Here is a 25498-nt window from a genome sequence, read left to right as displayed (position 1 = left end):
TATCGGGAGCCGCCGCTCACCGGGCGAGCTGATCGTGATCGGCCAGTTGTCCGTACAGATCGTCCGCGGTGTACCGGCCCGCGGGCAGTGTGGTCGCTTGCGCGGCGAGACGCAGCGCGCCTTGCGCGGCGGCACGCAGATCACGCACCGAATGATGGATGTCGAGGGATTCATACGGGGCGCCGAACAACACATGGTGGTCGTTGACCGGCGCGCCGTATCGCTCGGAGATGATGCGCCCCGTGCCGCCCGCACACTCGTGCAGCACCCGCGCGGTCGCCGACGGGGCGTCACGCTTGGTCTCCGGATGGCGATCGAGCACCACGGTCTCGAGGTCGCAACCGATCGCGACCCCGAGCCGAGCGGCCAGTCGCACGGTGTGCGCGTGGATCCAATGCAGCGCGGACAGATTGGCCGCGACCGTCACCGCCACGTGGCGGCTCAGCGTGTCCAACTGGTCCAGCTGATCCGGGTGGGGATTCGACACGCAGTACAACAGGGGGCTGCGGGTACGCGCGCAGAATTCGACCGTGTCGCTCAGCGCGTCGGGATGACTGGCATCGATCACCACATCGGGTCGCTGCTCGCCCTCGCGCCACCCGGCCGTCGAGGCCACCGTCAGCACCGGCACGGAGTTCTCCGCGCACGCGCGCACGATCGCCGCACCGAGCCGCCCGGTGGCACCCACCACCGCGACACCCTGGGTGATCATCGCATTTCCCTTCCCGCCGCGTTGTTCGTACAGAACTATCAGTTGTGCAGTGCCGCAGCCAATCTGAGCGCGACCTCCAACTTGAGTCGTCGGCTGCCGACCTGGTGCCCGAGCAGTTGCTCGATACGTTCGAGCCGGTATCGCACGGTGTTTCGATGCACGCCGAGCTCTCGCGCGGTCGCCTCGACACTGCACATCGAGTCCAGATAGCAGGCCAGGGTGGTGCGCAGCCGCACCGCGTTCGCATCCGCGCCGAGCAGGCCGTTGAGCTCTCGCTCGATGAACGAGTCCATCGACTCCTGGTCCTGGCTGATCAGGTGCTCGAGCTCGATCGAGTCGTAGAGCACGAGTCGGCCGGGGTTGGCGATTCTGCGTGACATCTTCTGTGTGGCAAGCGATTCCAAATGGCTACGCCGAAAGCCCGCCGCCCCGTGCGCGGGCAGCCCGAAGGCCGCGTGGATCGAGCTGCCCGCCAGGCAGGCCGTGAGCTCCGCGGTGGGACTGCGATGAGTACGTGCCCAGCCCCACAGGGCTCGATGACCGCACGCCAAGGTGAAGCTGCCGCGGGCCTCGAGCTGGGAAACGATGCGCTGCGCGGCCCGCTCGAGGTCGGGTAGGCCACCACTGGCGTTGTCCTCTAGGCGCAGCACGAATGCCAGATGCGAGTCGTCGAGTACGTAGCCCAACCGCATCTGCGCGATGGCCGGATCGACCGGTGAACCGGCGATGATCGAACGCACCGTCTCGCGCCGCCGGGAGAAGCGGCCCGCCGGATCGGGGTCTCGATCGAAAGCGAAAGTGCCACTGAGAATCTCGACCGCCGTACCCGACCAGTCCGCGACACAGGCGGCCGAATGCATCACCAGCTCACGCGTCTGGCCCACCTCTGATGCCGAAAGCTCGATCTGCTCGGACAGGGTCCGGATCATCGCCTGCTGCCCGGAACGGTAGATCCGCAACAGCACCTTCAGATCCAGACCCGCGTACGCGATCGACTCCGCCAACACGTGCGCCTCGTCCGGCAGCTCGCTCGGCGTGACGCCGGTGACCAGCGACGGCAGCATGACCCGCCCCAACGCCGCGGAACTGGCGTGCAGGTTGGTACGGAGAACGTGGGTGTCGATCTCTGGCACGTCCCGAAGAATCTGGGTATCGGTGTAGCTGACGATCGACTCGAGTTGGTTGCTGTCGAGGAGATCGGGCACCAGACGATGAAGCCAGGCTTCGGCTTCGGATCCCACGGTCAACGTCGTCATTTCCCCCCCGAGGGTATGTCGGATTGTGGTGTCGGCAGCCGCGGTGGTGCTCATCGGTAGTGGACACCGGATCTTGTCGACCCGGTGCTGTAAGTTACTGAACTTTAGTGACGGGCAACACCGCGACGCCATGGACCTCATGTCGAATCTGTGACCCATGATTTGTGACCACCTCCAAATGGAGATCGAAGGCCTGTTGTTCATGACCGAATTTCCAGCATCCCCGGCGTCGATCTCCGCTCGCCACGGCGTCGTCTCGCGCATCAGGGCCCGCATCCCCGATGTGACCGGCCAGGTCGTCAGTGAGGCCAGAGCTCAGATGCCCTCCTATGCGGCAATGGGCCATGCGGCCGTGACGACGTACGCGGCCACTCTTATCGGCCGGATGCTCGCCGCGCTGTCGGAAGAACGTGACCTGAACAGCGATGACTGTCGTGAACTGCGTGAATACGGGGAAGCTCGTGCGCAGCAGGGTGTCTCGCTGGTCGATGTGCAACACGGCTGGAGAATCGCGCTGCGCAGCTTTCGTGCCGCACTGGTAGCCGATGGCCGAGCACATCTGGTCGCCGACGACGTTCTGCTGGAACTGAGCCACGCGATGCTGGATCTGGTCGATCAGGCCGCGCTCGTCTACGGCCAGGGCCATCGCGAAGTCGAACTCGAGATCGCGCGACTGGACCACCAGGTACGGGCGGAGTTCGTGCGGCGGGTACTGCACGGCACGCTCGGCCCCGCCGGAATCCGGGTGCAAGCCCACCAATACGGGCTCGACATCGACGGAAGTTATCAGGCGTTCCGCGCCCGTTCGGAATCGCGTGATTCCGATACCGAGCTACTGCAGCTGCTGCGGTCGGACAGGCACAAGGTCGTCTTCACCACCACGATCGACGATGACATCGCCGGGTTCACTTCCGCGCCCGCGACGCTGCGCACCGAGGCCCCGCTCGGCCTCGGGCCCGCGTGCCGACTCGAAGATCTCGGACGCTCGTTTCGGCTGGCGAGCAGACTCCTGCTGACCGCGGACGTCTTCGACCTGCAAGGACCGACCGAGCTGACCAGGGTGGGGCTGCTGGCGGCCGTCGTCGGTGACGCCGATATAGGCTCTGAACTGGTGAAACAATATTTGGAGCCGGTGGGTACCGGTTCGGCGGCACGCACCATCATCGGCACGGTCGAACGCCATCTCGACACCGGCATGCATATCGAGACCACCGCCGAGATGCTCGTGGTCCATCCCAATACGATTCGCTATCGGATCAGCCGTTTCGAGGAGCTCACCGACGCCGACCTGCGTTCTCCGGTGACGGCCGCCCGGGTCTGGTGGGCGATCAAACATCAACGGGCCACCAGCTGAGTGATTGGACTGATCGACCAGATCCATCGGTCGCATTTCGGATCGAACGTCCAAGCCGAAACGGCCGCGTTGTGTCACGATCCGACCGGCGGGGAGGTGAATCTCTTCGGGCCGATCGCCCGAGACGCCGCGAATAGGAGTTAACGTGACCAATACCGGAACCACGACGAAGGCGACCACGGGGGCAGAGGGCAGCGCCACCGCTGGCTCTCCGAATACCCCTGTCGAGGTACGGAATCCAGCCTCCGGCGAACTGGCGGGAACAGTGGTGTTCGCCTCACGCGAGGAAGTGGCCGCCGACGTAGCGGCCTTGCGCGCGGCGCAGCCCGCGTGGGAGGCGATCGGCCCGCGCGGGCGTAAGGAGTGGCTGCTCAAACTGCAGGACTGGGTCGTCGACAACGCCGAGGAACTGGCGGACACGATTCAGGCCGAATCGGGCAAGACCCGCATCGACGCGCGAGTGGAAGTGGCGTTCACGGTCGACCAGCTCGGATACTGGGCCCGCAACGCCGCGAAGTTCCTCGCCGAGCAGCACCCCGCCCCGCACACCCCACTCATGCGGGTCAAGCGACTGGCAACGGTGTACAAGCCGTACGCGGTCGTCGGGATCATCACGCCGTGGAACTTCCCGTTGGGCATGGGCATCGCGGATGTGGTTCCCGCGCTCGCCGCCGGTGCCGCGGTGATGCACAAGCCGTCGGAGGTGACCCCGCTGACCCCGCTGGTGCTCGCGCGCGGCTGGGCCGAGATCGGCGCGCCGCCGGTATTGTCCGTGGTCTCCGGCGCCGGCGAGACCGGCGCCGCGGTGATCGAGAACGTGGACTATGTGCAGTTCACCGGTTCGGTACCGACCGGTCGCAGGATCGGCGTCAAATGCGCCGAACAGATGACTCCCTACAGCCTCGAGCTGGGTGGCAAGGACCCCGCCATCGTGTTGTCGGACGCCGACCTCGATCGGGCGGCCTACGGCATCGCCTACGGCGCGCTGGTCAACACCGGGCAGCTGTGCATCTCGATCGAACGGGTGTACGTCGAGGCGCCGGTGTACGACGAATTCCTCGCCAAGCTCGTCGCCCACGTGAAGGAACTGCGGCAGGGTCGGGATGACCGCAGCAACTCCTTCGACCTCGGCCCCCTCGCGAACCAGGCCCAGCTCGATATCGTCACCCGCCATGTCGAGGAGGCAGTCGCCGCCGGAGCCAAGGTGCTGACGGGCGGAAAAGCCTTCGGACCTGGAACGTTCTTCGAACCGACGGTTCTCGTCGATGTCGATCACACGATGTCGTGCATCGTCGAGGAGACCTTCGGCCCCACCATCCCGGTGATGAAAGTCGCCGACGAGGCCGAAGCGATCCGGTTGGCCAACGACTCCATCTTCGGCCTGTCGGCCTCGGTGTGGACGGGCAACCGTTCGCGGGGTCAGCGCGTGGCTCGGTTGATCAACGCGGGCGCGGTGAACATCAACGACTCGGTGATCAACCTGTTCAATCCGTCCATCCCGCACGGTGGTTGGGGACAGTCGGGCACCGGCTATCGCTGGGGCGGTGCCAGTGGCCTGCGCAAGTACTGCCGGGTGCAGGCGATCACCGCGCCCTCGATGCCCACCCAGAAGAAGGAACTGCTGTGGTTCCCGTACTCGCCGTCGAAGTTCGGCTTCATGGAGTCGGCGATGCGCGCGGTCTCGGCACGGGGACGACGTCGTCTGGGCTCCAACAGTAAGCACTGAGCCGGGCCCGATCTCGACGGTGGCGGCCCTTTCGGCTACTCGCGGCAAGCCGCGGGTAGCCGGAGGGCCGCCACCGTCTGTTCGACAGCGCGCAGTACTCACTGCCCGCCGTGGCTGTTACCGAACGGTGGATGGCGCCGAGTCGGACGGGCCGCTCGGGCCGAAGGTCGCGACCGGGATCGAAGGTGGCGTCGGAACCGCCACGGGGACCGGCGGAACGGGTCCCGGTGGCAGGGCGTGCCGAGCGGATACCTCCGCGTTGTTCGGCTCGTTCGTGAGATACCTCGACGGAATCAACACCAGTGCGTGGATGCCACCGTAGGCCGATTCCCTCAACTGCACGGAAATCTGATGCCGCGCGGCGAGCGAGGCGATGACGAACAGCCCCAGACGACCGTTCTCAGCGAGCGTTTCCAGGCTGAAGCTCGCAGGCTCGGCCAAGAGCGCGTTGCGCGCCGCCAGTTCGTCGTCGTTCATTCCCGAACCTTGATCGATGATCTCGAGCACCGCGCCGTTGCCGACGATGCGACCTGTGACCTCCACCTGGGTCTGTCGGCGCGAGAACGCGGTCGCGTTGTCCATGAGTTCGGCCAGCACGTGGATGAGATCGGCCACCACCGCGCCCACGACGAAGACCTGTGGCAGGCGATGCACCGCGATCCGCCGGTAGTCCAGACTCTCCGCGACCGAACCGCGAGCTATGTCATTGAGCGGCACCGGGTTTCGCCACCGTCGTCCCGGCTGTCCGCCGCCGAGGATGATGAGGTTCTCCGCGTTGCGGCGCCCACGGGTGGCGAGGTGGTCGAGTTTGAACAGCAGATCGAGCCGGGCGGGATCGCGCTCGTTCTGCTCGGCCGGATCGAGCAATTCCAGCTGGTGCTGCACGATGCTCTGGCTGCGCTGCGCCATATTGACGAACACGGTGTTGACCCCCGCGCGCAATTTCGCCTCGGCGACCGCGGCGGTCACCGCAGCACCGTGTGCCCGGTTGAAAGCGTCTGCCACCTGCCCGATCTCGTCGGTTCCGAACTGCAGTCGCTCCAGCTCGGCATCGATATCGAGATCCTCCCCGGCATCGAGGCGTCGCATCGCCTCGGGAAGGTGCTCATCCGAGAGCGCCAAGGTTTGCGCACGCAACTGACGCATACGGCCGATGAGCCGGTTGGCCACCAGCACGACGGCGAGGAAGCCGAGGACCGCGGCGGCCAGAACCGCCAGCCCGCCCAGCAACGAGTCTCGCGCCGTTCGGTCCGCGTCGCGCACCGCGATCGCCTGTGCTCGGCGGGTTTGGGCTTCCCACAACACCGCCAGTTCCGATCCGGCCTGCACCGCCGCGGCCTGCACCTCCGCGCGGACCGTCGCCGCGGTGGAGCGGGCACCGGACCTGCCGGGAGCGGACTCCGCCGGTCCGGCGAGCAGAGTTTCCTGCTGGTGCCGACTCAAGAGCGCCCAGGCTGATCCGGCGACGATCGCCTGCAATTCACCGAGTTGTCGATCTTGCAAGATCGCTGTCGCGAACGCTGTTTCCGAACGCTGTTCGCCCACCGCGGCGGCGAACGCGATGAACTGCTCTCCGGTGATGGTGTCGGCCACGGTCGCAAGAGCATTGGCCCGCGACAACGCCTCCGAGGCTCGCAGTACCGCGATGCCCTTGAACAGCTCGATGGACACATCCGACGACGGCGCCGCCCGCGCGGCCAACACCGACGCGGCCACGATGACATCGATGATCGACCCGAAGGTCGCGACCACTATCTCGACCGGCAGTTTGCGGGAGTCGATCTGTGCGCGGAGATCCGGCAGCAAGGCGTACAGCTTGTCGTAGCCGGCGATGTCGGTGGCGAAGTCCGCGCGCATGCGACTGGCTTCCTGACCCTTTGTCTTGACATCCCCCAGCGCACCGTTGGACCGCTGACGGGCCGCGATCAGCGATCCGCCACCGGTGGGCTCCCCGGCGATGTGCAGCACCGACAAGCGCCGCTCTTCCTGGAATGCCTGCACCATCTGCACCGCGGGGCCGGTGGTTCCGGCGGCCAGTTCGGCCCACTGCCGGGCATCTCGTCCTGCCGCGACCAGATACGCCGCCGCGCCGACCCCCACGGCGAGCAGCGCGAGGCTGGGCACCAGAACGATCGCTATCAAACTGGCGCGAACGCCGAATTTCCCCGTCGCGGCGGCGCTTTCGGGCCGCCATGCGAGCAGACCCCTGAGGGCCCTTCTAGTAATCACCATCAATATCCGATCGCCGGCGTGTGAATCCGGACCGAGTGCCGATAATCCTCGCGCAGTCTTACCGCCAGCCGACCTGGGCCGATAGGACGTTTCGTCCAAACCGCCACGCAACGATCCGGTCAATTCGCCCAATTCGCGAAGTAGCCTCGGTCACACCGGGTACCGATTCGTATGGGGCAGAGCGGCACCAGACCCGCTGTCATGCCGTTGCCTGGACGGTCTATCTCGCCACGGACGCCGGTGCTTGACCCTCACGTGGCGTCAGGCCGCATAGTCGATGCCATGGAGGAGCATCTGACCGTGGGACGCGTGGCCGAGTTGGCGGGCGTGAGCGTTCGTACACTGCATCATTACGACGAGATCGGGCTCGTCCGTCCGTCGGCGCGCACGTCAGGCGGGTATCGAGCGTACTCGGCTGACGAGGTCGAGCAGCTCCGCGAGGTCCTGGTCTACCGGCGCTTGGGCTTCGGGCTACGGGAGATCGCGGATCTGATCACCGACCCGTCGACCGACGCGATCGCGCATCTGCATCGACTACGTGGCCTGCTGCTGGAAAAGCGTGATCGGACCCAGGCCATGGTCGCTGCCATCGACACAGAACTCGAAGCGCGGGCGAGGGGAGCCACGGTGGGGACAGCGGAGCGACTGGGGATGTTCGGTGCGCGCCTGTACGACACGATCGGCGGCGCGTACACCACAACGCGGCGCACGGACCCTCGGATCGCCGCGCAGATCTGGGAGGGGCTCGGTGACGCGCGGACAGTGCTGAACGTCGGGGCCGGAACCGGGTCCTATGAGCCCTACGATCGGGAGGTGACCGCGGTCGAACCCTCGGCGGTCATGCGCGCGCAGCGTCCCGCCGGCTCGGCGCGCTGCGTAGCCGGCGCGGCCGAGAGTCTGCCGTTCCCTGACCAGTCGTTCGATGCGGCCATGGCCGTGTCCACGGTCCATCATTGGCGCGACCCGATCGGTGGGCTGCGCGAGATGCGGCGCGTGGCCCGGCGCGTGGTCGTGCTCACTTTCGATGCGGGCGAGCCGGGCTGGCAGGACCGGTTCTGGCTGACTCGCGACTATCTGCCCGAGTTCGGGGACCTCCTCGCGGACTTTCCCGCGCCGGCCGATATGGCCGAGCCGATCGGCGCTGTCGCGGAGCCGGTGCCCATTCCGTTCGACTGCGCGGACGGGCTTTTCGAGGCGTACTGGCGCCGGCCGAAGGCGTATCTGGAGGAACACGTGCGCCGTGCCGTATCGACCTGGACGCGAGTGGGGCAGGACGCCGAGCTGCGGGCGGTGCGACGCCTCCGCGACGACCTGGCTTCGGGGGAGTGGGCCGAGCGCAATGGTGATCTCATCGGGCTCGACGCGGCAGATCTCGGTCTCCGCCTGCTGATTGCCTGAAACTGTTGTCTCAGCGCATGATCGGTATGGCCCTCGATTCGAGATCAGGTATCCGAAGCGGCGAGGATTTCGCCGATGGTGTGGCGGGCGTTGGCGGAGATGATCGGATTGGTGGTCCGGTAGTACGGGAGCTGGATGACGGCCATGGACAGCGCCCAACCGCGGCCGCGCAGCCAGGTGGCGTCGTCGACGTCGACGGCGTCGCGGAAAACCTCTCTGGCAGAGGTGGACAGCAGGTTCCACGCGGGAATGAGGTCGCAGGCGGGGTCGCCGACTCCGACGGTGGCGAAGTCGAGTACTCCGGTCAGCCTGCCTGCGGTGAGGAGCAGGTTGCTCGGCATCAGGTCGGCATGCACCCAGCGGGGAGCCGCGGTCCAGGCCGGTGCGGCCAGCGCTTCGTTCCATGCGATGGTGGCCGCGTTCGCGTCGAACGACTCGTCGGTGTGGCTCAGGTCCACGATCGCGGCTCGCGTATGACGGTCGACGGTGGCCAGCGGGGCACCCCGGTAGGCGGTCGGTCCGGCGTCGAGGCCGACCTCGCGCATCGCTGTCACGAACTCGGCCACGTCGTGGGCGAGATGCTCCGGTCGGGTGAGGCGACCTTCGACCGGAGGTTCACCGTCGATCCACTCGTGCACCGTCCAGGACCAGGGGTATCCCTCGGCGGGCTCACCCATGGCGACCACGGTGGGGATGGTGACCGGCAGCACGGACGCGAGCTTCGGGAGCCATCGACGCTCCCGATCCAGATCGCGAGCGCCTGCTCGTGTGAGTGGAAGCCGGACCGTCAATGTGTCGCCGAGCCGGTAGACGGCGTTGACGGTCCCGCCCGAAACGAGGCGATCGACCGGTAGGTCCGCCCAGTGCGGGAACTGAGCGCGCAACAGCCGCCGGACGAGGCCCGCATCGGTATCCGGCTCGTCCGCGTGCATCTCGACCATCTACTCAGACGAACACCGAATGATCCGCACCGTCAATCGAATTTCTTCGACTTCCGCGGTTCTTCGCTCGTCCGAAGGCACTCGGCTGCCATCGCTTTCTCGGTCACGACGACTACGTGATCGGCGCCTGCTCGATGCGTCGAGTCGGACGCACACGGTGGTTGCCGGAGCATCGGTATCGTCGGCGCATGCGGGGCTGCGTGATCTGCGACAAACACAACGGGACCGGACCACTGGTGAGTCCGGTGGTCTATCTCGACGACCTGGTGATGGTGACCCACCGTCCTGCCCGTGACGAGTGGGTCCGGCCCGGCTACCTGTTCGTCGAACCTCGCCGTCATGTCGCGAGCCTCGATCTGCTCGAAGACGCTGAGACAGTGGCATTCGCTCGTGCTGTCCGCGCGTCGATGGGTGCGCTGCGCCGAGTGCTCGAACCTGCCCACGTCTTCACGTTCGTGGCCGGGCTCAGTGCGGCCGGTGTCCACCTCCACCAGCATGTCTTCACCCGACCAGCCGACACCGCGCCAGATGTAGCGTGGCACAACGCAGATTCTGCGGCCGCGCCACAGATCCCCGCGACCGGATTGGATGCGCTCTGCACCGAGCTGGCCGCTGCGTTCCCGAATCCGACGCACCTCGCGATACCGAACTGATCGGAGCCTGTATTGCGTTGTGCGCGTGAAGATTCGAACTGTGGACCGCGTTCGATGCCTTCCCTATCGTGAACCGATGGCAGTGGTCAAAACGATCCAGGTCACCTTCGACTGCGCGGAACCCGAACGTCTCGCGCGCTTCTGGTCGCAGGTATTGGGGTACGAGTTCCGGGGCTCATCGTGTGTCGATCCGTCAGGTGTGGGCCCGCGCTTGTTATTCCTGCGGGTGCCCGAAGGCAAGGTCGTGAAGAATCGGCTGCACCTGGATGTGCGGGTCGGTACCGGGCTGGTGGGTGACGAGCGCGTGGCCGCGCTCGAGTCCGAATGCGCGCGACTTATCCCACTCGGCGCGGTACGCGTACGACTACTGCGCGCCGATGGTGTCAACGAGTCGTGCCTGGTGATGCAGGACGTCGAGGGCAACGAGTTCTGTCTCGACTGAACCGCCCGGACAACGCAGCGCACGTTCAGCTATGAACGTGCTGAGCGGACTGTGTGCGCGTCGCCGAACGCGGCCGGGCGCTATCCTCGCTTCGTGGCAGTTGCGGACGATCTGGAACCACGGTGCGCGGAGGTGATCAGAGGTGCGGTCGGCGCTGTGACACTCCTTCGTGCGTTGTCGGTAGTGGTCGGCCTACTCTTCGTCGCGAGTTGTGGACCGTCGGCGGCTGCGTCGGAATCGTCGGTCCGCACGATCGACGTCGGGGGTGTCTCGCGGACTTTCCGGCTGTATGTGCCCGAGAATCTGAGCGGTCCCGCTCCACTGGTCGTGGTGTTGCACGGTGGCTTCGGGTCGGGTGCGCAGGCCGAGCGCGCGTACGGCTGGGACGACGAGGCCGACGCGGGTGGTTTCGTCGTCGCGTACCCGGATGGGCTCAACCGCGCTTGGAACACCGGCGGCGGCTGTTGCGGCGTACCCGAACGCACGAACGTCGATGACATCGGTTTCCTTTCGCAGGTCGTGGCGGCCGTGGAGCACGAGGTGCCCATCGATGCGCGGCGCAGATACGTGACCGGGATGAGCAACGGTGCGGTGATGGCCTACACCTTGGCGTGTCGGACGAGCCTGTTCGCGGGGATCGGCCCGGTGGCGGGCACCCAGCTCGGCGAATGTTCTTCACCGCAGCCACTTTCGGTGATTCATCACCACGGCACCGCCGATGCGAACATCACCTACGACGGCACGCCGGGCCGCGGCGTCGCGCGGATCGACGGGCCATCCGTCCCTGATCTCAACGCCACCTGGAGAAGTATCGACGGGTGCGCGCCGCCGGTGGTGACTTCGGTCGGTGCGGCCACCACTTCGGTCGCCGAGTGCCCCGGGGGCCGCTCTGTCGAACTGGTGACGATCGCCGGCGGTGGTCATGCCTGGCCACCCGGCGCCACGCACACCATCTGGCAGTTCTTCGCCGCGCACCCGCGCTAGCCGACCTCTCGGCGTTGTCGCACGCATCAGTCTTTGGTATGGTATCGCTTACTGTAAGTAATCCAGTAGTTCGGATCGAAATATCGTTTGTCGCTTCGCTGTCGTCCGGCGGTGATCGTCCGGCGTCACGTACTGCGGCGTCCGCGTCCACCGATCGGCTGCGGCAATGTGGACCCCGTCAATGGGTGCGTTGCTCGAGCGCGACGGAATTTCTCTTCGGCACCTATCGTTTGGTCGATCTCATGTCCGAGGGCTTCATCCTGCGCACAACAGAGCCTGATGTTGTGATCCAAATACATTGGACCGACGTCGGTGGTGAGTGTCTGGATCTGTTCTATGAGGCCTGTGCCAGTGCCGCACGCAGGTTCATCATCGCGTTCAATGCTGAGCACGCCAACGGCAACGCCACTGTGCGCGGCAGAACCGACGCGCTCTTGCTGCCGCGACTCCCTTGTGAACGAAATTGGGTGATCCCCTGATGCCACGGCTTGGGCTTCGAGGCGACGAGCTTGCCAGTGGGAAGAATGTCGCCACCACGGTGTTCTTGTTCTCCCCGCCGGTACTTCCCGTACACGACCAGGAACGGTTGACGGCAGCGTGTCGAGCCGGGTGGAACCAGTCTGCATGCCTGCGGCGTCAATCCAGGAAAGCCCTCAACGCGGTACCGGCGGTCTGTCAGGCGCCACCCGGTTTTGCGTCGCCCGCCACCCTGCCGCTCATCAGGAGCCATACCGGGTTCGCCCGGTAGTCACGTCGAAAGGACAGTGAATCAGTGAGTGAACGAGTACTGAACGAACTCGGGTATTACCTGTTGGCGGGCGCGGGAGGTCAGGGTCCCGCCACCTTGATGGACGAGGCTCGGCAGGGTGAGGAACTCGGGTTCGGCACTGCGTTCATCTCGGAGCGATGGAATGTCAAGGAGGCATCCTCGCTCGTCGGCGCGGCCTGCGCGGTCACCAGCCGCATGCAGATCGCCACCGCCGCGACGAATCACAACACACGCCATCCGTTGATCACCGCATCGTGGGCCACCACGATGCACCGGTTGTCCGGCGGTAGATTCACTCTCGGACTGGGGCGCGGTGTCGCGGCCATGTATTCCGCCTTCGGAGTGCCGGCGGTGACGACCGCTCAGATGGAGGATTTCGCGCAGGTGATGCGCAGACTCTGGCACGGCGAGATCGTCTTGAACCACGACGGACCGATCGGAAAGTACCCGGTCCTGTTCCTGGATCCAGACTTCGACGAAGATATCAGGCTGGGCCTGGTGGCATTCGGACCACAGACACTCGCCCTGGGCGGTCGGGAGTTCGACGATGTCATCCTGCACACCTACTTCACCCCGGAGACATTGCGGCGCAGCGTCGATATCGTGAAGAACGCCGCCGAGAAGGCGGGCCGAGATCCTGACAGCGTGAAGGTATGGTCGTGCTTTGCCACCGTCGGTGACCACCTGCCAGAGGCACTACGACTGAAGAAGACGGTCGCGAGACTGGCCACTTACCTACAGGGCTATGGTGACCTGCTGGTCGATACCAACGGTTGGGATCGTGCTGTACTACAGCGCTTTCGCGAGGATCCGGTGGTCAATTCGATACCCGGCGGCATAGACCACAAGGCTACCGCCGATCAGATCGAGCACATCGCGACCTTGATCCCGGACGAGTGGCTGGAACCTTCTGCCAGGGGGTCCGCTCAACAATGTGTGGATCGTATCCGCGAGGAATTCGAATACGGGGCCGACGCGGTGATCCTGCACGGTGCGACTCCCGCCGAACTCGAGCCCATCATCGGTCGATATCGCCGCGGTGAAAGCTGATTCGGTACCCACGCATGTCGGAAAATATGGACACCGCCGCCGTCGACGGTCCGAAGATCTCACGGTTGAACGGCTCACCGAAATAATCGGTGTAGTGACCGAGCACGAATGAACGCTGTCGACCCGGTAGGTGCCCGGAGCTACTTCGCGCGCCACATCAGCCCATTCATGATCGCGGCCTGAGGTATGTCCTCGACGGCGATGATGCCGTTCGGGGCGTTGCACACCCACTCGATCGCGTTGACCACGCGGGCCGCGGTCGAAATGCAGGCGGCGTCGGTCGGGTCCAGCAGAGGGTGGGAGACGTGGGTGTTGATCTCCACCCGGGGGTCGCCCTCGATGACGACACGGTGGACGCCGACGTGCCCGTCGGGCGGGAAGATCCAGCCGGGTGCGGCGGCAGCGGTGAGCCGATTGACATGCTCGACTGTGATGACCGGTTCGCCGTCCAGCACACCCTCGGCGGCGAATCGGACCGCTGCCATTTGTCCGGGAAGCACAGTCATCATCGTGCAGTCGATACGTTCGGGCGTGAACCAGCGTTCGGTGCGTTGCCGGACCTCGTCGAGCACGATGCCGAGGCCGTCGGCCAGGGCTCGCACCGGTCCGCCCCACATGGACTCCACGACGCCCGGCAGGAACAGTGGCGGTAGTTCCTCGTCCTCGGCGACACCGAACCCCATGGCGGCACCGGTGTACTCGGCGTCATCGTAGTTGGCGTAGTCGAAGATCTCCTGGACGGTGATCGAGTCGACCCGGGTTGCCAGGCTCAGCGCGGTGTGTACCAGGGTGTCTCCGGAGTAGCCCGGGTCGACTCCGTTGATATAGAGCGAGGAACCTCCTGCGGCGCAAGCCTTCTCCAAGGGTTCGCGCACCCAGTCTCCGGCGTATCGCGGTGCGGCGAGCCACACGAACGAGGTACCGACCACGTTGATGCCCGCTGCCAGGATCTGCGTCAACTGTTCGAGGGCTTCCATCGGTCGCGTCTCCGCGAGCGCGGTGTAGACCACACAATCCGGCCGGAGCCCGATCAGCGCGTCGATGTCGTCGGTCGCGATCACACCCGTCGGTTCGCTCCAATCGCACAACTCGGCAGCGTCACGCCCGATTTTGGCGGGGCTGGATGCGTGCACCCCGACAAGTTCCAGGTCGGGTCGGCCGATGACGGCCCGCAGTGAATGCCGTCCGACGTTTCCCGTGGAGAACTGGACTATTCTGCGCACTGGCCACACCTATCTCGATATTGGAAGTTTTCCGGGCCGCTCGCGTTTCTCGATCCCGGATCGCATGTCTTCACGCCCCGCCGATCATGTGATCGATTCGAGGCGCCGGGCGCTGCCACAGGTCCGCTATGCGGATCATGGCATCACGATCTGTAACCTTCTGGCGAGGCCGACCACGGGAAAGTCCGAGTTCCAGCTCGTGCTCGTCGAGTCGCTGCCAGTGTTGACGATCGAAGCGGTGCGGTTGTCGCTCCCGCACGAGTGCGCGGAAATCGCTCGGGGTCACCGTTGGCTTGCTCAGCTTCGCGTTTCGGTGATCCTCGAGTAGCGCGGACACGGTTTCGGCGGCGTCGGCACGGTTGGTGCCTATTGCTCCCGATGCTCCCCGCTTGATCCAGCCGGAGGTGTATACGCCTATCACCGCTTCGCCAGTAGCGGGATCCACGACCCTGCCTTGATGGTTGGGAATAGTGCCGCTGCGTTCATCGAACGGCAAGCCAGGTAACCGTTGGCCTCGATAGCCGATCGCGCGCACAACCAGAGTCGTTTCGATTGTCTCGGTTCGGCCGGTCTGCTCCACGACCGCTGTGCCGTCGGCGACAACTATACGATTGCGACCAACCCGCAGACCACGAACTCTGTCGGTGCCGGTGATCTCCAAGGGAGAAGTCAGGAAGCGCAGTACGAGCCGCTTACTGCCGTTCGTGCGGGAGATCAGCTGGTCGAGTTCGTCTGTCTCGAGGCTGTTCGGCTCGAGATGTTCGTTCCGGTCGCGGGGGTCGACAACGACGTCGACATCGTCGAGTGAATCGAGTCCGAGAAGTTCCGGGGTGGTGTAGGCGGCGCCGGTGAGATCGCGGCGTCCGAGCAGCACCACCTCCTGAATACTGCTTTCGGCCAGCGCGGCGAGAGCGTGATCGGCGATGTCGGTCTCGACTAGGTCGTCGACGTTTCGTAGGAGAATTCGCGCGATGTCGAGTGCGACGTTGCCGTTTCCGATAATGACCGCTCGCGTGCCACTCAGCTCGACAGGGAGGTCGGCATGGTCCGGGTGGCCGTTGTACCAGGCGACGAAGTCGGTGGCGGAGTAACTCCCGGGTAGGTTCTCGCCGGGAATGTCCAGATTGCGCGCTGTCGCGGCGCCGACCGTATACACGACGGCATGATGACGGGTCCGTAACTCGTCGTGGCTGATGTGCGTACCGATTTCGACGTTGTAGAAACTGTGTACATCGGGGTGGGCGGCGACCCAGCGGAACAGGTCGGTCACCTTTTTCGTGTTCGGGTGGTCGGGTGCGACGCCGGATCGGACGAGTCCGAACGGAGTGGGCAGCTTGTCGAACATCGATATTTCGACCGGGCCGGGTGCTGAGGCGAGCAGGGCCTGTGCCACGTAGAACCCACTCGGCCCCGCGCCGACGATAGCCACCCGAAAGGGTTCGACAGCGGCGTTCACCGTAGGTCTCTCGGCCAGTCGCACCGGACGGTGCCGCACCGGATTCGCTTGGTAGTACTGGGCGTTCATCTCCGCGAAGCGAAGCAGCGAGCCGGTCAACTGATCCGCGGGGACCACCGCGTCGACCGGGCAGACATCCACGCAGGCGCCGCAATCGATACAGGCGGCCGGGTCGATGTACAGCATCTCCGCGGTCGCGTAGCCCTTCTCGTCGGGTGTCGGGTGGATACAACCGACAGGGCACGCGGCAACACAACTCGCGTCGTTGCAACAGTTCTGGGCAATCACATAGGTCATCGCTCGTCCGATCGAGTGACGGTGACCGGAATTCCGTTGAGGAACGCGTTGCCGGAGGGCCGGTCGATCTGGTTCGTGTCGTTGGGAGTCAGAACGTTGTAGTTGGCACCGCCGGCCGCGATCGCGGTGCGCCAACCGCCCTCGTGTCCCCACCCGTGGGTCAGGCCGACCGACCCATCGGCGATCTCATCGGTGACCACCATCGGGACCCGTACCTCGCCCCACGCGGAGACGATCGTGACGTCGTCGCGGTCGTGTAAACCGGCCGCCGCGGCATCGGTGGGCGACATCAGCGCGCGGCAACGGCGATCTCCGGACATCAATCTGGGGATGTTGTGCAGCCACGAGTTGTGCGACCGTAATTCCCTGACGCTGAACAGTCGCAGCGGATACCGGGGGTCATCGATTCCGTCGATCAGCCGGTCGATCTCCGACCCGATCTCGGCGTGGAGAAGGTGAACGCGTCGATCGGTATGTTGGATCTTCGCGTCGAATACCCCGACCGGGCAGTCATCGGCCAGTTTCACCGCGCCTTCGGTCGCCATCAACTTACGCCGACTGAGTCCCTTCCTGCGCAGGCCGAACAGATCGCCGTGGGGACCCAGACGAACGGCAAGATCGATGAGTTGCGCAGGGCTGAATCGAATTCCGATTCTCGCCAGCAGCTTCGCGCCGGGTATGCCGAGTGTCGTCTCACCTATCCGATGAGCGATCTGCTCGAGAATCCACGCGTCGTCGCGTGCTTCGCCGGGCGCCGGTACCAGCGGAGCGACCCACTGGGCATTGGGAACCGTGGACTGTGTCTGGGTGAAGATCGGCAGGTGTTCGCGTTCCAGCCAGACGGTGGGTGGAAGAACCCAATGCGCACGGCTGCTCGTCTCGGTGAGGTAGGGATCCAGCGACACCATCAGCTCGAGTTCGTCTAGCGCGGCAATCGTCTGACTGCTACCGGGTGCACTACTCACGAAGTTGGTCGAGAGCGCGATCAGCGCGCGCAATCGCCCCTTGCCCGGCGTGGTGATCTCCTCGGCCATGCAGGCCATCGGTGCGGTCCCGTTCACCTCGCCGACCCCGCGCACGCGCGTTTTCCAGCGGTTGCGTCCCGAGCCACCCAGATCGCCGGTGCCCTTTGCCTCGATCATGGAGTGACCGAACACCATACCTCCACGTCTGTCCAGGTTTCCGGTGACGATCGCCAACGCGTCGAGCAGGAATTTGGTCAGCGTCGAATACCGGCCGAGCGAGGCGCCGCAGCGGCCGTACACGCACGCGGTTCGCGCCGTCGCGAGTGCCCGCGCCAGCTCGGCGATCACTGCGGCGTCGATGCCGGTCTCCACCGCGGCACGGTCGAGGTCGAAGCGCGCGACCATGTCTCGCAGTCCCGCGATTCCCGAGGTCTGCGCGCGAACAACCGAGACGTCGATGAGGTCTTCATCGAAGATCACCCGCAGCATCGCGGCCAACAACCACGGATCGGCACCCGCTCGGATCGGGAGATGCTCGAACAGTTGTGCTGTTTCGGAACGGCGCGGGTCGACGACCACCACCCGGCCTCCGCGCTCGGGTATTCCGACGAGTACATCGCGGATACGTCCGGTGGTGACCATACTGCCGTGGGAGACAACAGGATTGGCCCCAATGATCAACGCGAAGTCGGTCGCGACGAAATCCGGCAGCGGATAGATCAGCGTGTTGCCGTAGAGCAGGTCGGCTGCCGCGAAGTAGTTGTTGACGTCAACGGAGGCCGACGAGTAAAGATGTCGGGTTCCGAGGCTCGTAGCCAAACCGCTCGCTGTCACGGCCGCGGCGAAACTCCATGCGACCGGGTTGCCGTAGGCGATACCGATCGATTCATTTCCATGTGCCCGTTGGATCGACTCGAGTCGGCGGCCGACATCGTCGAGTGCCTCTTCCCATGTCGCTCGCGCGAAGGACCCATCGGTCTTTCTGCGCATCGGGTGCAATACCCGGTCCGGGTCGGCCGCCACGTGATGGAACATCACGCCCTTCGAACAGGCGAAGCCGCGCGATGTCGGGTGATCCGGATCGGGGCGCAGTTCGGTCACTCTGTCGTTGTCGATCGTGGCGATCAGGCCGCACGATGCCTCGCAGATGCCACAGAAGGTCTTCGCCTCGACTACCGGCAGGGGGGCCGTGCCACTGGTCATCGATGCTCTCGACGTGACCTCGGAATCGGATCTGGTAGTCACGAACGCTCCGTCCACGTGAGATTCATGAGCGACTTCGACGCCTCCGGCGCAAGATTCGGTGAGTCCCGAACCGGCCGTGGTCACCATTGCGCGTAGCTGCGAACCCTAGCATCGAGTCGTTGCGTCGACAATAGTACAGTTGGAATTACAGTTGATGCGACAACTTTGGTCGATATGGTTGTCGCGCAGGCGTTTCGGTTCCGGCTGTCCGCGCCGCGTCACCCGGGCCTCTCGGGCATCTCGACCGGGGTCCTGTCCGCTTGCCGGGCGTGGTGCATTCGAGTGCTGAGTAGAGCTGTGGCGATGTGCTCGGGGCCGAAGATCCGTGGTCCGCACATGGGCCGGTTCGTGCAGGTCCGGGCCCGGTGATCGGATCATTCGAGGTGTCGGCAACCGACAGATGCTACGGTTACTGGAACTATTACAGTAATAGCTTCAACAGTGTGTTTGTGGAGGGTCGGATGGCAGGGAATCACGATTCGGCCGGGCTCGGAGCCGCCCGTGTCTGGGCGCTGATCGTGGCGTGCCTCGCGGTCGGGCTCGTGATCGCGGGCATGGTCGCGCTCTATGGGGCCCTGCCGAGCATCGCGACCGCGACCGGCGCGTCGCAGCAGCAATTGACCTGGATCACCGATTCCTACACCCTCGCGCTGGCGTGCCTGGTGCTGCCGGGTGGCGCGCTCGGGGATCGGTACGGGCGCCGCCGGATGATGGTGGCGGGTTTGCTCGTTCTCGCCGCCGGTTCGCTGATCCCGCTGGTGGTGTCGGGGCCGGTCTGGCTCATCGCCGCGCGTGCGGTCACCGGTGTCGGCGCCGCGCTGGTCATGCCGTCGACCTTGTCGTTGCTGACCGCGGGATTTCCCGCATCGCGTCGTGGGCTGGCGGTCGGAGTCTGGGCGGCGGCAGTGGCCAGTGGTGGTGCGATCGGTCTGCTGGGTGCGGGTGTCCTGCTCATGTGGTGGTCGTGGACGGCCATTCTCATCGCGATGGCGGGTGCCGGGCTGGTCCTGGCGGTCGCCGCGTGCACGGTGGCCGAATCCGTCGAGGAGTCGCGGGTCCGGTTCGATACGGCAGGCGCGGTGGTCGGGGCGGTGGCCGTCGGCTCGGTGGTCGTCGCGGCGTCGGAGGTGCCGTTGGTCGGGTGGGGCGATCCGCTCGTGCTCGTTCTCCTCGCGGTCGGTCTGGGTTCGAGTGCGCTGTTCGTCGCGGTGGAATTGCGGGCCGATGCGCCGATGCTGGATGTGCGGCTCTTCGCCGACCGGAAGTTCGGCTCGGGCGCGTTCACCATCACCGCGCAGTTTCTGGTGGTGTTCGGCGTTTTCATGCTGGTCGTGCAGTATTTGCAGCTGGTACTCGGATACGGTCCGCTGGGCGCGGCGCTGGCGGTGTCGCCGATCATGGTGCCGCTCGTGTTGGTCTCGCCGGTCGCCCCCTGGCTGTCGGAACGCATCGGGTTGCGCGCGATGATGGCGTCGGGACTGGCCGTCACCGCGGTGGGCATGTACGGCTTGGCCCGTCTGTCGGTACACGGTGGGTACTCCGAGCTGGTGTGGGCGTTGGTCGTGATCGGCCTCGGTATCGCCTTGTCCGCGACACCGGCCACGGCGGCCATTGTCGGGGCGGTGCCTGCGCACAAACACGGCGTCGCCGCGGCTGTCAACGACGCGACTCGTGAGGTGGGCGCCGCGATCGGGATCGCGGTTGTCGGGAGTCTGCTCGCCGCCGGGTATCGGGAGCGGATCGAGCCGGTGGTGGCCGCCTTGCCGCTCGAGCTACGCGCCCCCGTGGTGGCCTCGCCCGCCGCGGCGCTGGCGGCAGCGGAGGCTATCGGGCCCGCGGCGCGTCCGCTCGTCGAGCGGATCGAGGAGGCCTTCGTGCACGGGTCGGGCGCGGCGGCGATGGTGCTGGCGGCTGGAGTGCTCGCCGCGGCCGCGGTCGTCGTCTTCTGGGCGCCCGGTCGGGTGCGCCTCGCCGCAGCCGACGTCGAGGCGGGCCCGCAGACGTCCGAGCTCGCCTCGGACGTCGCGCCGGTCCACGTCACCGGGAAAGCGATCGAGATCAACCCCTAGCCGGGGTCGTTGCTGTAATCGAGTCACGCGCCTCGCGGCTCCAGCAGCTGTAGTGGAGACCACGTTCCGTTCCCACGCGATCCACTGGTGCAGTCGGCCGGGCAGTTCGCGCTCGCCGACGTCTCGGCGGACACCAGCAGGCCGGAGCCGACCCTTCTGCGTGACTAACTGTAAGCTATACAGTATGCTTGCACACGTTGGTATCGGGCAGCTGCGAACAGCGTACGCCGCCCGTGGGTCCGAGGCTGACCGGGTAGCCGATCTCGAGTGGCAACCGCGAGGGTTGGTGGGCGAATGGTGGTCGTAGCGTGAAGGTCGGAGGGAGCGGGATGGTTCGCCGGAGCTGGTATCGACGGTGGACTCCGTCCGCGCGCTGCTGGACGCGACCCGGAAATTCCTGCGACGCCGCGATAGGAGGGGTGCCCGACTGATCGGGCAGTCCAATAGACCTGAATTTTCTACATATTATTTGTCGATCGGAAATACGCGCCGACGCGACGATGAAGCTCGCCTATTTTGTAGGCGGGCATATTGTCGTGCATTTCAATTATGCCCATAAAATGGCCTGAAAATTTATTTCGGAATTTCATTGACTAGACCCTGTGACGTCCCGCACACTCGGGATGGCAAATAGGTGGTGTTACCCGAATGGAGACGCGCGAACCGATGGTAAACGGATTCGATCCGGCAGCAGGCAAGGGCCGTGAAAGGCGAGCGGTGAGCTCCGAGCGGTCTGCCATGCCGGCGAGCAGGGAGGTCGCCGCATGGTTTCGTGGATATCTCGGTCGGCATCCCGGTGTCGCCATCGATACGGTCGGTGGCCAATTCGTCCTCGGTGTTCGTACGGTGCAATATCTGCTGATCGACCTCTTCACCGGAAAGCTGGCTGTGCGGGAAACCCTGGCGCAGGGAGCTTTCATGGCTTCCGCGGCGGTGCTGCCGACAATCTTTGTCGCTTTGCCGATCGGGGTCACACTCTCCATTCAGTTCGGGCTGCTGGCAGGCCAAGTCGGTGCGACCTCGCTGGCGGGGGCCGCCAGCGGGTTGGCCGTCATCCGGCAGGGCGCCCCGATGGTGGCGGCGCTGCTGATGGCCGCGGCAGTCGGGTCTGCCATCTGCGCTGACCTGGGATCGCGCAAGATTCGGGAGGAACTGGACGCCATGGAGATCATGGGCGTCTCGGTGATCCGGCGCATGGTGGTTCCCCGGTTCCTGGCCGCGATCGTCATCGGCGTTTCGCTCACCGGGGTCGTATGCTTCGTCGGTTTCGTGGCGGGCTATGCCTTCAATGTCTTCGCTCAGGGCGGTGCGCCCGGAAGTTTCGTCGCGACGTTCGCCTCGTTCGCCACGGTCGGGGATCTGGTCTTGACTCTCGTGAAGGCGGTGGTCTACGGCGCGATCGTCGCGGTGGTCGCCTGTCATAAGGGTCTGACTACCAAGGGGGGATCCGCCGGGGTCGCGAATTCGGTGAATTCAACGGTGGTCTCCTCGATTCTGTTGCTCATGATCGTCAATGTTTTGTTCACGCAGCTGTTCATGATGTTGTTTCCCAGGCAGGGCTTGTAATGGCATCCACCTATCATCCGTTCGGCACCAGGTTGGTGACGACATATGCGAAGAAGTTCGGCGTCGTATTCATGCGGCTCGGGCATATGTTCACCTTCTTCGTACGTGCCGCCGCATCGATTCCGGTGATGCTCCGAAATTACCGTATCGAGTTCATGCGGACCCTGTCCGATATCGCGTGGGGAAACGGATCGATCGTCGTCGGCGGTGGAACCGCGGGAGTCATCATCATCCTGGGCGCCGCCGGTGGCGCGATTATCGGGCTGGAAGGCTATAACGCCCTGCACCTGCTCGGCATGGAGCCCGCGATCGGTTTGGTCGCCTCGACGGCCTCGACGCGCGAGTTGGCGCCGATCATGGCCTCACTGGCCTTCGCGGCCCAGGCGGGTTGCCGGTTCACCGCACAGCTCGGCGCGATGGGTATCTCCGAGGAGATCGACGCCATGGAATCGATGGCGATCCGATCCATCCCCTACCTGGTCAGCACCAAGCTCTTGGCCTCCGTGGTAGCGATCGTGCCGCTGTATCTGCTCTGTTTGGCGGCCAACTACGTGGCCGTCGAAATGGTGGTCGGTATGTCGGGTGGGCTGTCGATCGGGACGTATCGTCACTACTTCCAGCTCGTCTTGAACGGGCCCGACATCATCTACTCGCTCGGCAAAGCGATCGTCTTCGTACTGATCACCACCACGATCCAGTGCTACTACGGGTACTACGCGGCGGGTGGGCCACAGGGTGTCGGCATCGCGGCGGGCCGGGCCATGCGCTCGGCGATCTCGGTGATGATCGTCGTCAATCTCATGCTGACCATCGCCGTGTGGGGCATCGGGGCCAGCGCACGGCTGGGAGGGTGAGATGTCGGTCTTGTTCGACAAGGACGGACGCGGTCCGTCGAAATTGTCCCTGCTGTTGCGTGGATTGGTTGCATTCGCGCTGATCGTCGGTGGGCTCACCCTCGTGTACATGAAATCGACCGGGTCCTTCGAAGAGAAGGCCGAGATCACTGCCCTGCTCGAGCAGGTGGGCGATGGGCTCCCGCCCAACTCGGACGTGAAGTTCCGCGGTGTGTTGGTGGGGACTGTCGCCGAAGTGACGCCATCGATCAACGGTGGCCGCAATCGAGCCAAACTGGAGCTCGAACCTCATCTGCTGGTGAGCATTCCGGACTCGGTGACCGCACGGGTTGTCCCCAGCAACATCTTCGCGGTGTCCTCGGTGCAGCTGGTCGACAACGGTCCCGGACGACCGCTGCGGGCCGGCGCGCAGATCCAGCAGGATACGAGTCTGTCGACGGTGCAATTGCAGACGGCGCTGACCAAGCTGCGGACCATCGTGGCGGCGACGGCGCGGATCAGCACGAGTGACACGGTGGGAGTGCTCGCCGCGGTCGCCAAGGCCACCGACCGGCGCGGCGCCGACCTCGTGCGCGCCGGTGCCCAGCTCGACCGCATCACCACCGAACTCGCCGCCCAGATCGCGCCGCCGGGGGAGCCGTCGACGATGACCGCGCTGACCGAATCGGTGCAGGGATTGGCCTCGGCGGCACCGGATCTCCTCGATGTCCTGCATTCCGCGGTCGTCCCGATGCGTGCTGTCGTCGAGCAGGAGGCCGAGCTGCGCAACCTGCTCTCGGCGGGCACCGCCACGTTGTCGACCGTCGGCGGCGGATTGGACCGTCACGTCGAGGAGATGGTGACAGTCACCGACCAGCTCACTCCGGTCCTGGATGTCTTCGCCGCGGGTAGTTCGAACTTCGGTCCCATCGTGGGCAGCATCAAGCACCTCTCCGACGTGTGGTTCGCCGAATTCTGGAACGAGGAGACCAAGAACGGGACCGGAAAGTTCCAGATCAGGCTGACCCCCGACACCGCGTACACACGGGCGGACTGCCCCCGCTACGGCGACCTCGCGGGCCCGAGCTGCGCGACAGCGCCGCTGACGACCTCGGCCGAGCCGCTGCCCGCGTCGCTCGATCCTCGCTCCATACCGAAACCCGTGCTGACTCCGCAGATGCAAGACCTCATCGGCCGGGTGCTCGCGGGCGGCGCCAACAGCGCGGAACAGGTGCTGGCCCAACTACTCACCACCGGTGTCCCCGGAACAGGAGGTGCTCCACGATGAACCAGCATCGTCGTTCGGTGGCCGGACTCAGTGTTTTTCTCGTCGTGGCGTTCGCCCTCATCTCCATGACCTTCGTGACCCTGAATCGCGGCATCGACGGCTCGACGAAGCCGTATTCGGCGATCTTCACCGATGCCACCGGGTTGCGGGTCGGCGACGACGTGCGAATGGCGGGGGTACGCGTCGGACGTGTCGACGCGGTGGAACTCGCCGGCACTCGAGCCCGGGTTCGGTTTCGGGTTCAAGATGCCCAGCACCTCTACGGCGACACCGTGGCCGCCATCACCTATCAGAACGTCATCGGACAGCGCTATCTCGGTTTGTCCCGTGGCGAGAACCGCGTGGACTCCGTACTCGCGAGCGACGGGGAGATCCCGGTGGAGCGCACCGAGCCGTCCTTCGACCTCTCGGCGCTGCTCAACGGATTCGAACCACTGTTCAGTGGTCTCGACCCCCAGCAGGTCGACAATGTCACCGCCGCACTCGTGCAAGCGTTGCAGGGCGACGTCGGCTCGCTGACCCGGCTGATCGAGCAGATGTCCACGCTGGCACAGTCTTTGGCCGGTCCGGATCAGGTGCTCGGCGCGGTCATCACCAATCTCAACCAGGTCGTGCAGAACCTGGCGGGTCGACGGGCCGAACTCAGCACATTGCTGAGCCGAACCCGGACCATCGTCGAAGGGCTGGCGCGTCACCGTGACGAACTGATGACGACGTTGACCGAGGTCTCGGGAGTCGCGGACCGGATGGCGACCGTCGTCGCCGAGGACCGGCCCGCGCTCGAGCGACTGATGAACCGGGAACCTGGGTTCACCCGGCATTTCGAGCAGAACAAGGATCAGTTCGCCTACCTGGGTTTCAACCTGCCCGCGCTGTTGAAGGGCATCGCCCGCGTCAGCCAGGAAGGCGCGAACCTCAATGTCTATCTCTGCAATCTCGGCTTCACCGCGATCCCAGCGCTCTCGGAATTGATCCCGGCGATCGTCAGAATGGCCACCCCGGCCGGAACCGTTCAGCAATCGCCGATCTGTAGGTGAGG

General features: G+C 65.2%; 20 protein-coding genes. 13 read left to right on the top strand and 7 right to left on the bottom strand.

The window, feature by feature from the left end:
• Nucleotides 1-16 precede the first annotated feature (16 nt).
• Nucleotides 17-712, bottom strand: a complete 696-nt coding sequence (locus tag NA12_RS06775; RefSeq protein ID WP_067447102.1) for a dihydrodipicolinate reductase C-terminal domain-containing protein — start codon at nucleotides 710-712, stop codon at nucleotides 17-19.
• A 38-nt stretch (nucleotides 713-750) separates the two neighbouring features.
• A complete protein-coding gene (locus tag NA12_RS06770) occupies nucleotides 751-1968 on the bottom strand; it encodes a PucR family transcriptional regulator (protein ID WP_067447638.1) in 1218 nt (405 codons plus the stop codon).
• A 202-nt stretch (nucleotides 1969-2170) separates the two neighbouring features.
• Between NA12_RS06770 and NA12_RS06765 the strand changes: the two genes are divergently transcribed.
• On the top strand, nucleotides 2171-3322 hold the full coding sequence (locus NA12_RS06765) for a PucR family transcriptional regulator (RefSeq protein WP_165914820.1): 1152 nt from the start codon (nucleotides 2171-2173) through the stop codon (nucleotides 3320-3322).
• Between the two features lie 145 nt (nucleotides 3323-3467).
• A complete protein-coding gene (locus tag NA12_RS06760) occupies nucleotides 3468-5048 on the top strand; it encodes an aldehyde dehydrogenase family protein (RefSeq protein WP_067447098.1) in 1581 nt (526 codons plus the stop codon).
• A 117-nt stretch (nucleotides 5049-5165) separates the two neighbouring features.
• Here NA12_RS06760 and NA12_RS06755 read toward each other — a convergent pair whose 3' ends face one another.
• Nucleotides 5166-7172 (bottom strand): sensor histidine kinase, encoded by a 2007-nt coding sequence (locus tag NA12_RS06755; RefSeq protein ID WP_165914819.1) that lies wholly within the window; start codon nucleotides 7170-7172, stop codon nucleotides 5166-5168.
• A gap of 390 nt (nucleotides 7173-7562) precedes the next feature.
• Between NA12_RS06755 and NA12_RS06750 the strand changes: the two genes are divergently transcribed.
• Nucleotides 7563-8678, top strand: coding sequence for a MerR family transcriptional regulator (locus NA12_RS06750; protein WP_067447094.1), 1116 nt, complete (start codon nucleotides 7563-7565; stop codon nucleotides 8676-8678).
• Between the two features lie 44 nt (nucleotides 8679-8722).
• Here the strand turns inward: NA12_RS06750 and NA12_RS06745 are convergent, their stop codons facing one another.
• Entirely contained in the window at nucleotides 8723-9619 is an 897-nt protein-coding gene (locus tag NA12_RS06745; protein ID WP_067447092.1) for an aminoglycoside phosphotransferase family protein, read from the bottom strand.
• Between the two features lie 188 nt (nucleotides 9620-9807).
• On the opposite strand from NA12_RS06745, the gene NA12_RS06740 reads away from it, so the two are divergent.
• From NA12_RS06740 to NA12_RS06720, 5 genes are all read left to right on the top strand, one after another.
• A complete protein-coding gene (locus tag NA12_RS06740) occupies nucleotides 9808-10272 on the top strand; it encodes an HIT family protein (protein WP_084472400.1) in 465 nt (154 codons plus the stop codon).
• Between the two features lie 76 nt (nucleotides 10273-10348).
• The gene (locus NA12_RS06735; RefSeq protein WP_067447091.1) at nucleotides 10349-10714 is read left to right on the top strand and encodes a VOC family protein; all 366 of its coding nucleotides are present in this window, start codon (nucleotides 10349-10351) and stop codon (nucleotides 10712-10714) included.
• Nucleotides 10715-10870: 156 nt separating this feature from the next.
• Nucleotides 10871-11698, top strand: a complete 828-nt coding sequence (locus NA12_RS06730; protein ID WP_067447634.1) for an extracellular catalytic domain type 1 short-chain-length polyhydroxyalkanoate depolymerase — start codon at nucleotides 10871-10873, stop codon at nucleotides 11696-11698.
• Nucleotides 11699-11940: 242 nt separating this feature from the next.
• On the top strand, nucleotides 11941-12177 hold the full coding sequence (locus NA12_RS06725; RefSeq protein WP_132369887.1) for a hypothetical protein: 237 nt from the start codon (nucleotides 11941-11943) through the stop codon (nucleotides 12175-12177).
• Between the two features lie 293 nt (nucleotides 12178-12470).
• Nucleotides 12471-13517, top strand: coding sequence for a TIGR03857 family LLM class F420-dependent oxidoreductase (locus tag NA12_RS06720; protein WP_067447086.1), 1047 nt, complete (start codon nucleotides 12471-12473; stop codon nucleotides 13515-13517).
• Nucleotides 13518-13657: 140 nt separating this feature from the next.
• On the opposite strand, the gene NA12_RS06715 is transcribed toward NA12_RS06720, so the two are convergent.
• The 3 genes from NA12_RS06715 to NA12_RS06705 all read right to left on the bottom strand — a co-directional run bounded on the left by NA12_RS06715 (nucleotide 13658) and on the right by NA12_RS06705 (nucleotide 18703).
• Nucleotides 13658-14740 carry an NAD(P)H-dependent amine dehydrogenase family protein gene (locus NA12_RS06715; RefSeq protein WP_067447084.1) on the bottom strand — a complete coding sequence of 361 codons (1083 nt, stop codon included), beginning with the start codon at nucleotides 14738-14740 and terminating at the stop codon, nucleotides 13658-13660.
• 70 nt (nucleotides 14741-14810) lie between these two features.
• Nucleotides 14811-16493, bottom strand: coding sequence for a 4Fe-4S binding protein (locus tag NA12_RS06710; protein WP_067447082.1), 1683 nt, complete (start codon nucleotides 16491-16493; stop codon nucleotides 14811-14813).
• Nucleotides 16490-18703: a molybdopterin-containing oxidoreductase family protein gene (locus tag NA12_RS06705; RefSeq protein ID WP_243654935.1), complete on the bottom strand. Its 2214-nt coding sequence runs from the start codon at nucleotides 18701-18703 to the stop codon at nucleotides 16490-16492. Before NA12_RS06705 ends, NA12_RS06710 begins: the two co-directional genes overlap by 4 nt.
• A 461-nt stretch (nucleotides 18704-19164) precedes the next feature.
• On the opposite strand from NA12_RS06705, the gene NA12_RS06695 reads away from it, so the two are divergent.
• The 5 genes from NA12_RS06695 (at nucleotide 19165) to NA12_RS06675 (ending at nucleotide 25496) form a co-directional block, all read left to right on the top strand.
• On the top strand, nucleotides 19165-20772 hold the full coding sequence (locus NA12_RS06695; RefSeq protein ID WP_084472474.1) for an MFS transporter: 1608 nt from the start codon (nucleotides 19165-19167) through the stop codon (nucleotides 20770-20772).
• Nucleotides 20773-21510: 738 nt separating this feature from the next.
• A complete protein-coding gene (locus NA12_RS06690; protein WP_132369961.1) occupies nucleotides 21511-22338 on the top strand; it encodes an MlaE family ABC transporter permease in 828 nt (275 codons plus the stop codon).
• Nucleotides 22338-23192 carry an ABC transporter permease gene (locus tag NA12_RS06685; protein WP_067447073.1) on the top strand — a complete coding sequence of 285 codons (855 nt, stop codon included), beginning with the start codon at nucleotides 22338-22340 and terminating at the stop codon, nucleotides 23190-23192. Before NA12_RS06690 ends, NA12_RS06685 begins: the two co-directional genes overlap by 1 nt.
• Nucleotide 23193: 1 nt before the next feature.
• Complete coding sequence (locus NA12_RS06680) at nucleotides 23194-24459, top strand: MlaD family protein (RefSeq protein WP_067447071.1); 1266 nt, start codon at nucleotides 23194-23196, stop codon at nucleotides 24457-24459.
• Nucleotides 24456-25496, top strand: coding sequence for an MCE family protein (locus NA12_RS06675; RefSeq protein ID WP_067447068.1), 1041 nt, complete (start codon nucleotides 24456-24458; stop codon nucleotides 25494-25496). The genes NA12_RS06680 and NA12_RS06675 overlap by 4 nt, the downstream gene beginning before the upstream one ends.
• The last annotated feature ends 2 nt before the right edge of the window (nucleotides 25497-25498 follow it).

Source organism: Nocardia alba NBRC 108234 (assembly GCF_001612665.1).
GTDB lineage: Bacteria > Actinomycetota > Actinomycetes > Mycobacteriales > Mycobacteriaceae > Nocardia > Nocardia alba.
Note: the sequence above shows the minus strand (reverse complement) of the source record. Positions and strands in the feature narration are given on the sequence as shown.

What these genes read in the sequence shown, in the direction of transcription:
- NA12_RS06765 (WP_165914820.1), top strand. Translation starts at nt 2,171, where the DNA reads ATGACCGAATTTCCAGCATCCCCGGCGTCGATCTCCGCTCGCCACGGC.
- NA12_RS06685 (WP_067447073.1), top strand. Translation starts at nt 22,338, where the DNA reads ATGGCATCCACCTATCATCCGTTCGGCACCAGGTTGGTGACGACATAT.
- NA12_RS06675 (WP_067447068.1), top strand. Translation starts at nt 24,456, where the DNA reads ATGAACCAGCATCGTCGTTCGGTGGCCGGACTCAGTGTTTTTCTCGTC.
- NA12_RS06690 (WP_132369961.1), top strand. Translation starts at nt 21,511, where the DNA reads ATGCCGGCGAGCAGGGAGGTCGCCGCATGGTTTCGTGGATATCTCGGT.
- NA12_RS06750 (WP_067447094.1), top strand. Translation starts at nt 7,563, where the DNA reads ATGGAGGAGCATCTGACCGTGGGACGCGTGGCCGAGTTGGCGGGCGTG.
- NA12_RS06725 (WP_132369887.1), top strand. Translation starts at nt 11,941, where the DNA reads ATGTCCGAGGGCTTCATCCTGCGCACAACAGAGCCTGATGTTGTGATC.
- NA12_RS06695 (WP_084472474.1), top strand. Translation starts at nt 19,165, where the DNA reads ATGGCAGGGAATCACGATTCGGCCGGGCTCGGAGCCGCCCGTGTCTGG.
- NA12_RS06740 (WP_084472400.1), top strand. Translation starts at nt 9,808, where the DNA reads ATGCGGGGCTGCGTGATCTGCGACAAACACAACGGGACCGGACCACTG.
- NA12_RS06770 (WP_067447638.1), bottom strand. Translation starts at nt 1,968, where the DNA reads ATGACGACGTTGACCGTGGGATCCGAAGCCGAAGCCTGGCTTCATCGT.
- NA12_RS06745 (WP_067447092.1), bottom strand. Translation starts at nt 9,619, where the DNA reads ATGGTCGAGATGCACGCGGACGAGCCGGATACCGATGCGGGCCTCGTC.
- NA12_RS06710 (WP_067447082.1), bottom strand. Translation starts at nt 16,493, where the DNA reads ATGACCTATGTGATTGCCCAGAACTGTTGCAACGACGCGAGTTGTGTT.
- NA12_RS06735 (WP_067447091.1), top strand. Translation starts at nt 10,349, where the DNA reads ATGGCAGTGGTCAAAACGATCCAGGTCACCTTCGACTGCGCGGAACCC.
- NA12_RS06775 (WP_067447102.1), bottom strand. Translation starts at nt 712, where the DNA reads ATGATCACCCAGGGTGTCGCGGTGGTGGGTGCCACCGGGCGGCTCGGT.
- NA12_RS06680 (WP_067447071.1), top strand. Translation starts at nt 23,194, where the DNA reads ATGTCGGTCTTGTTCGACAAGGACGGACGCGGTCCGTCGAAATTGTCC.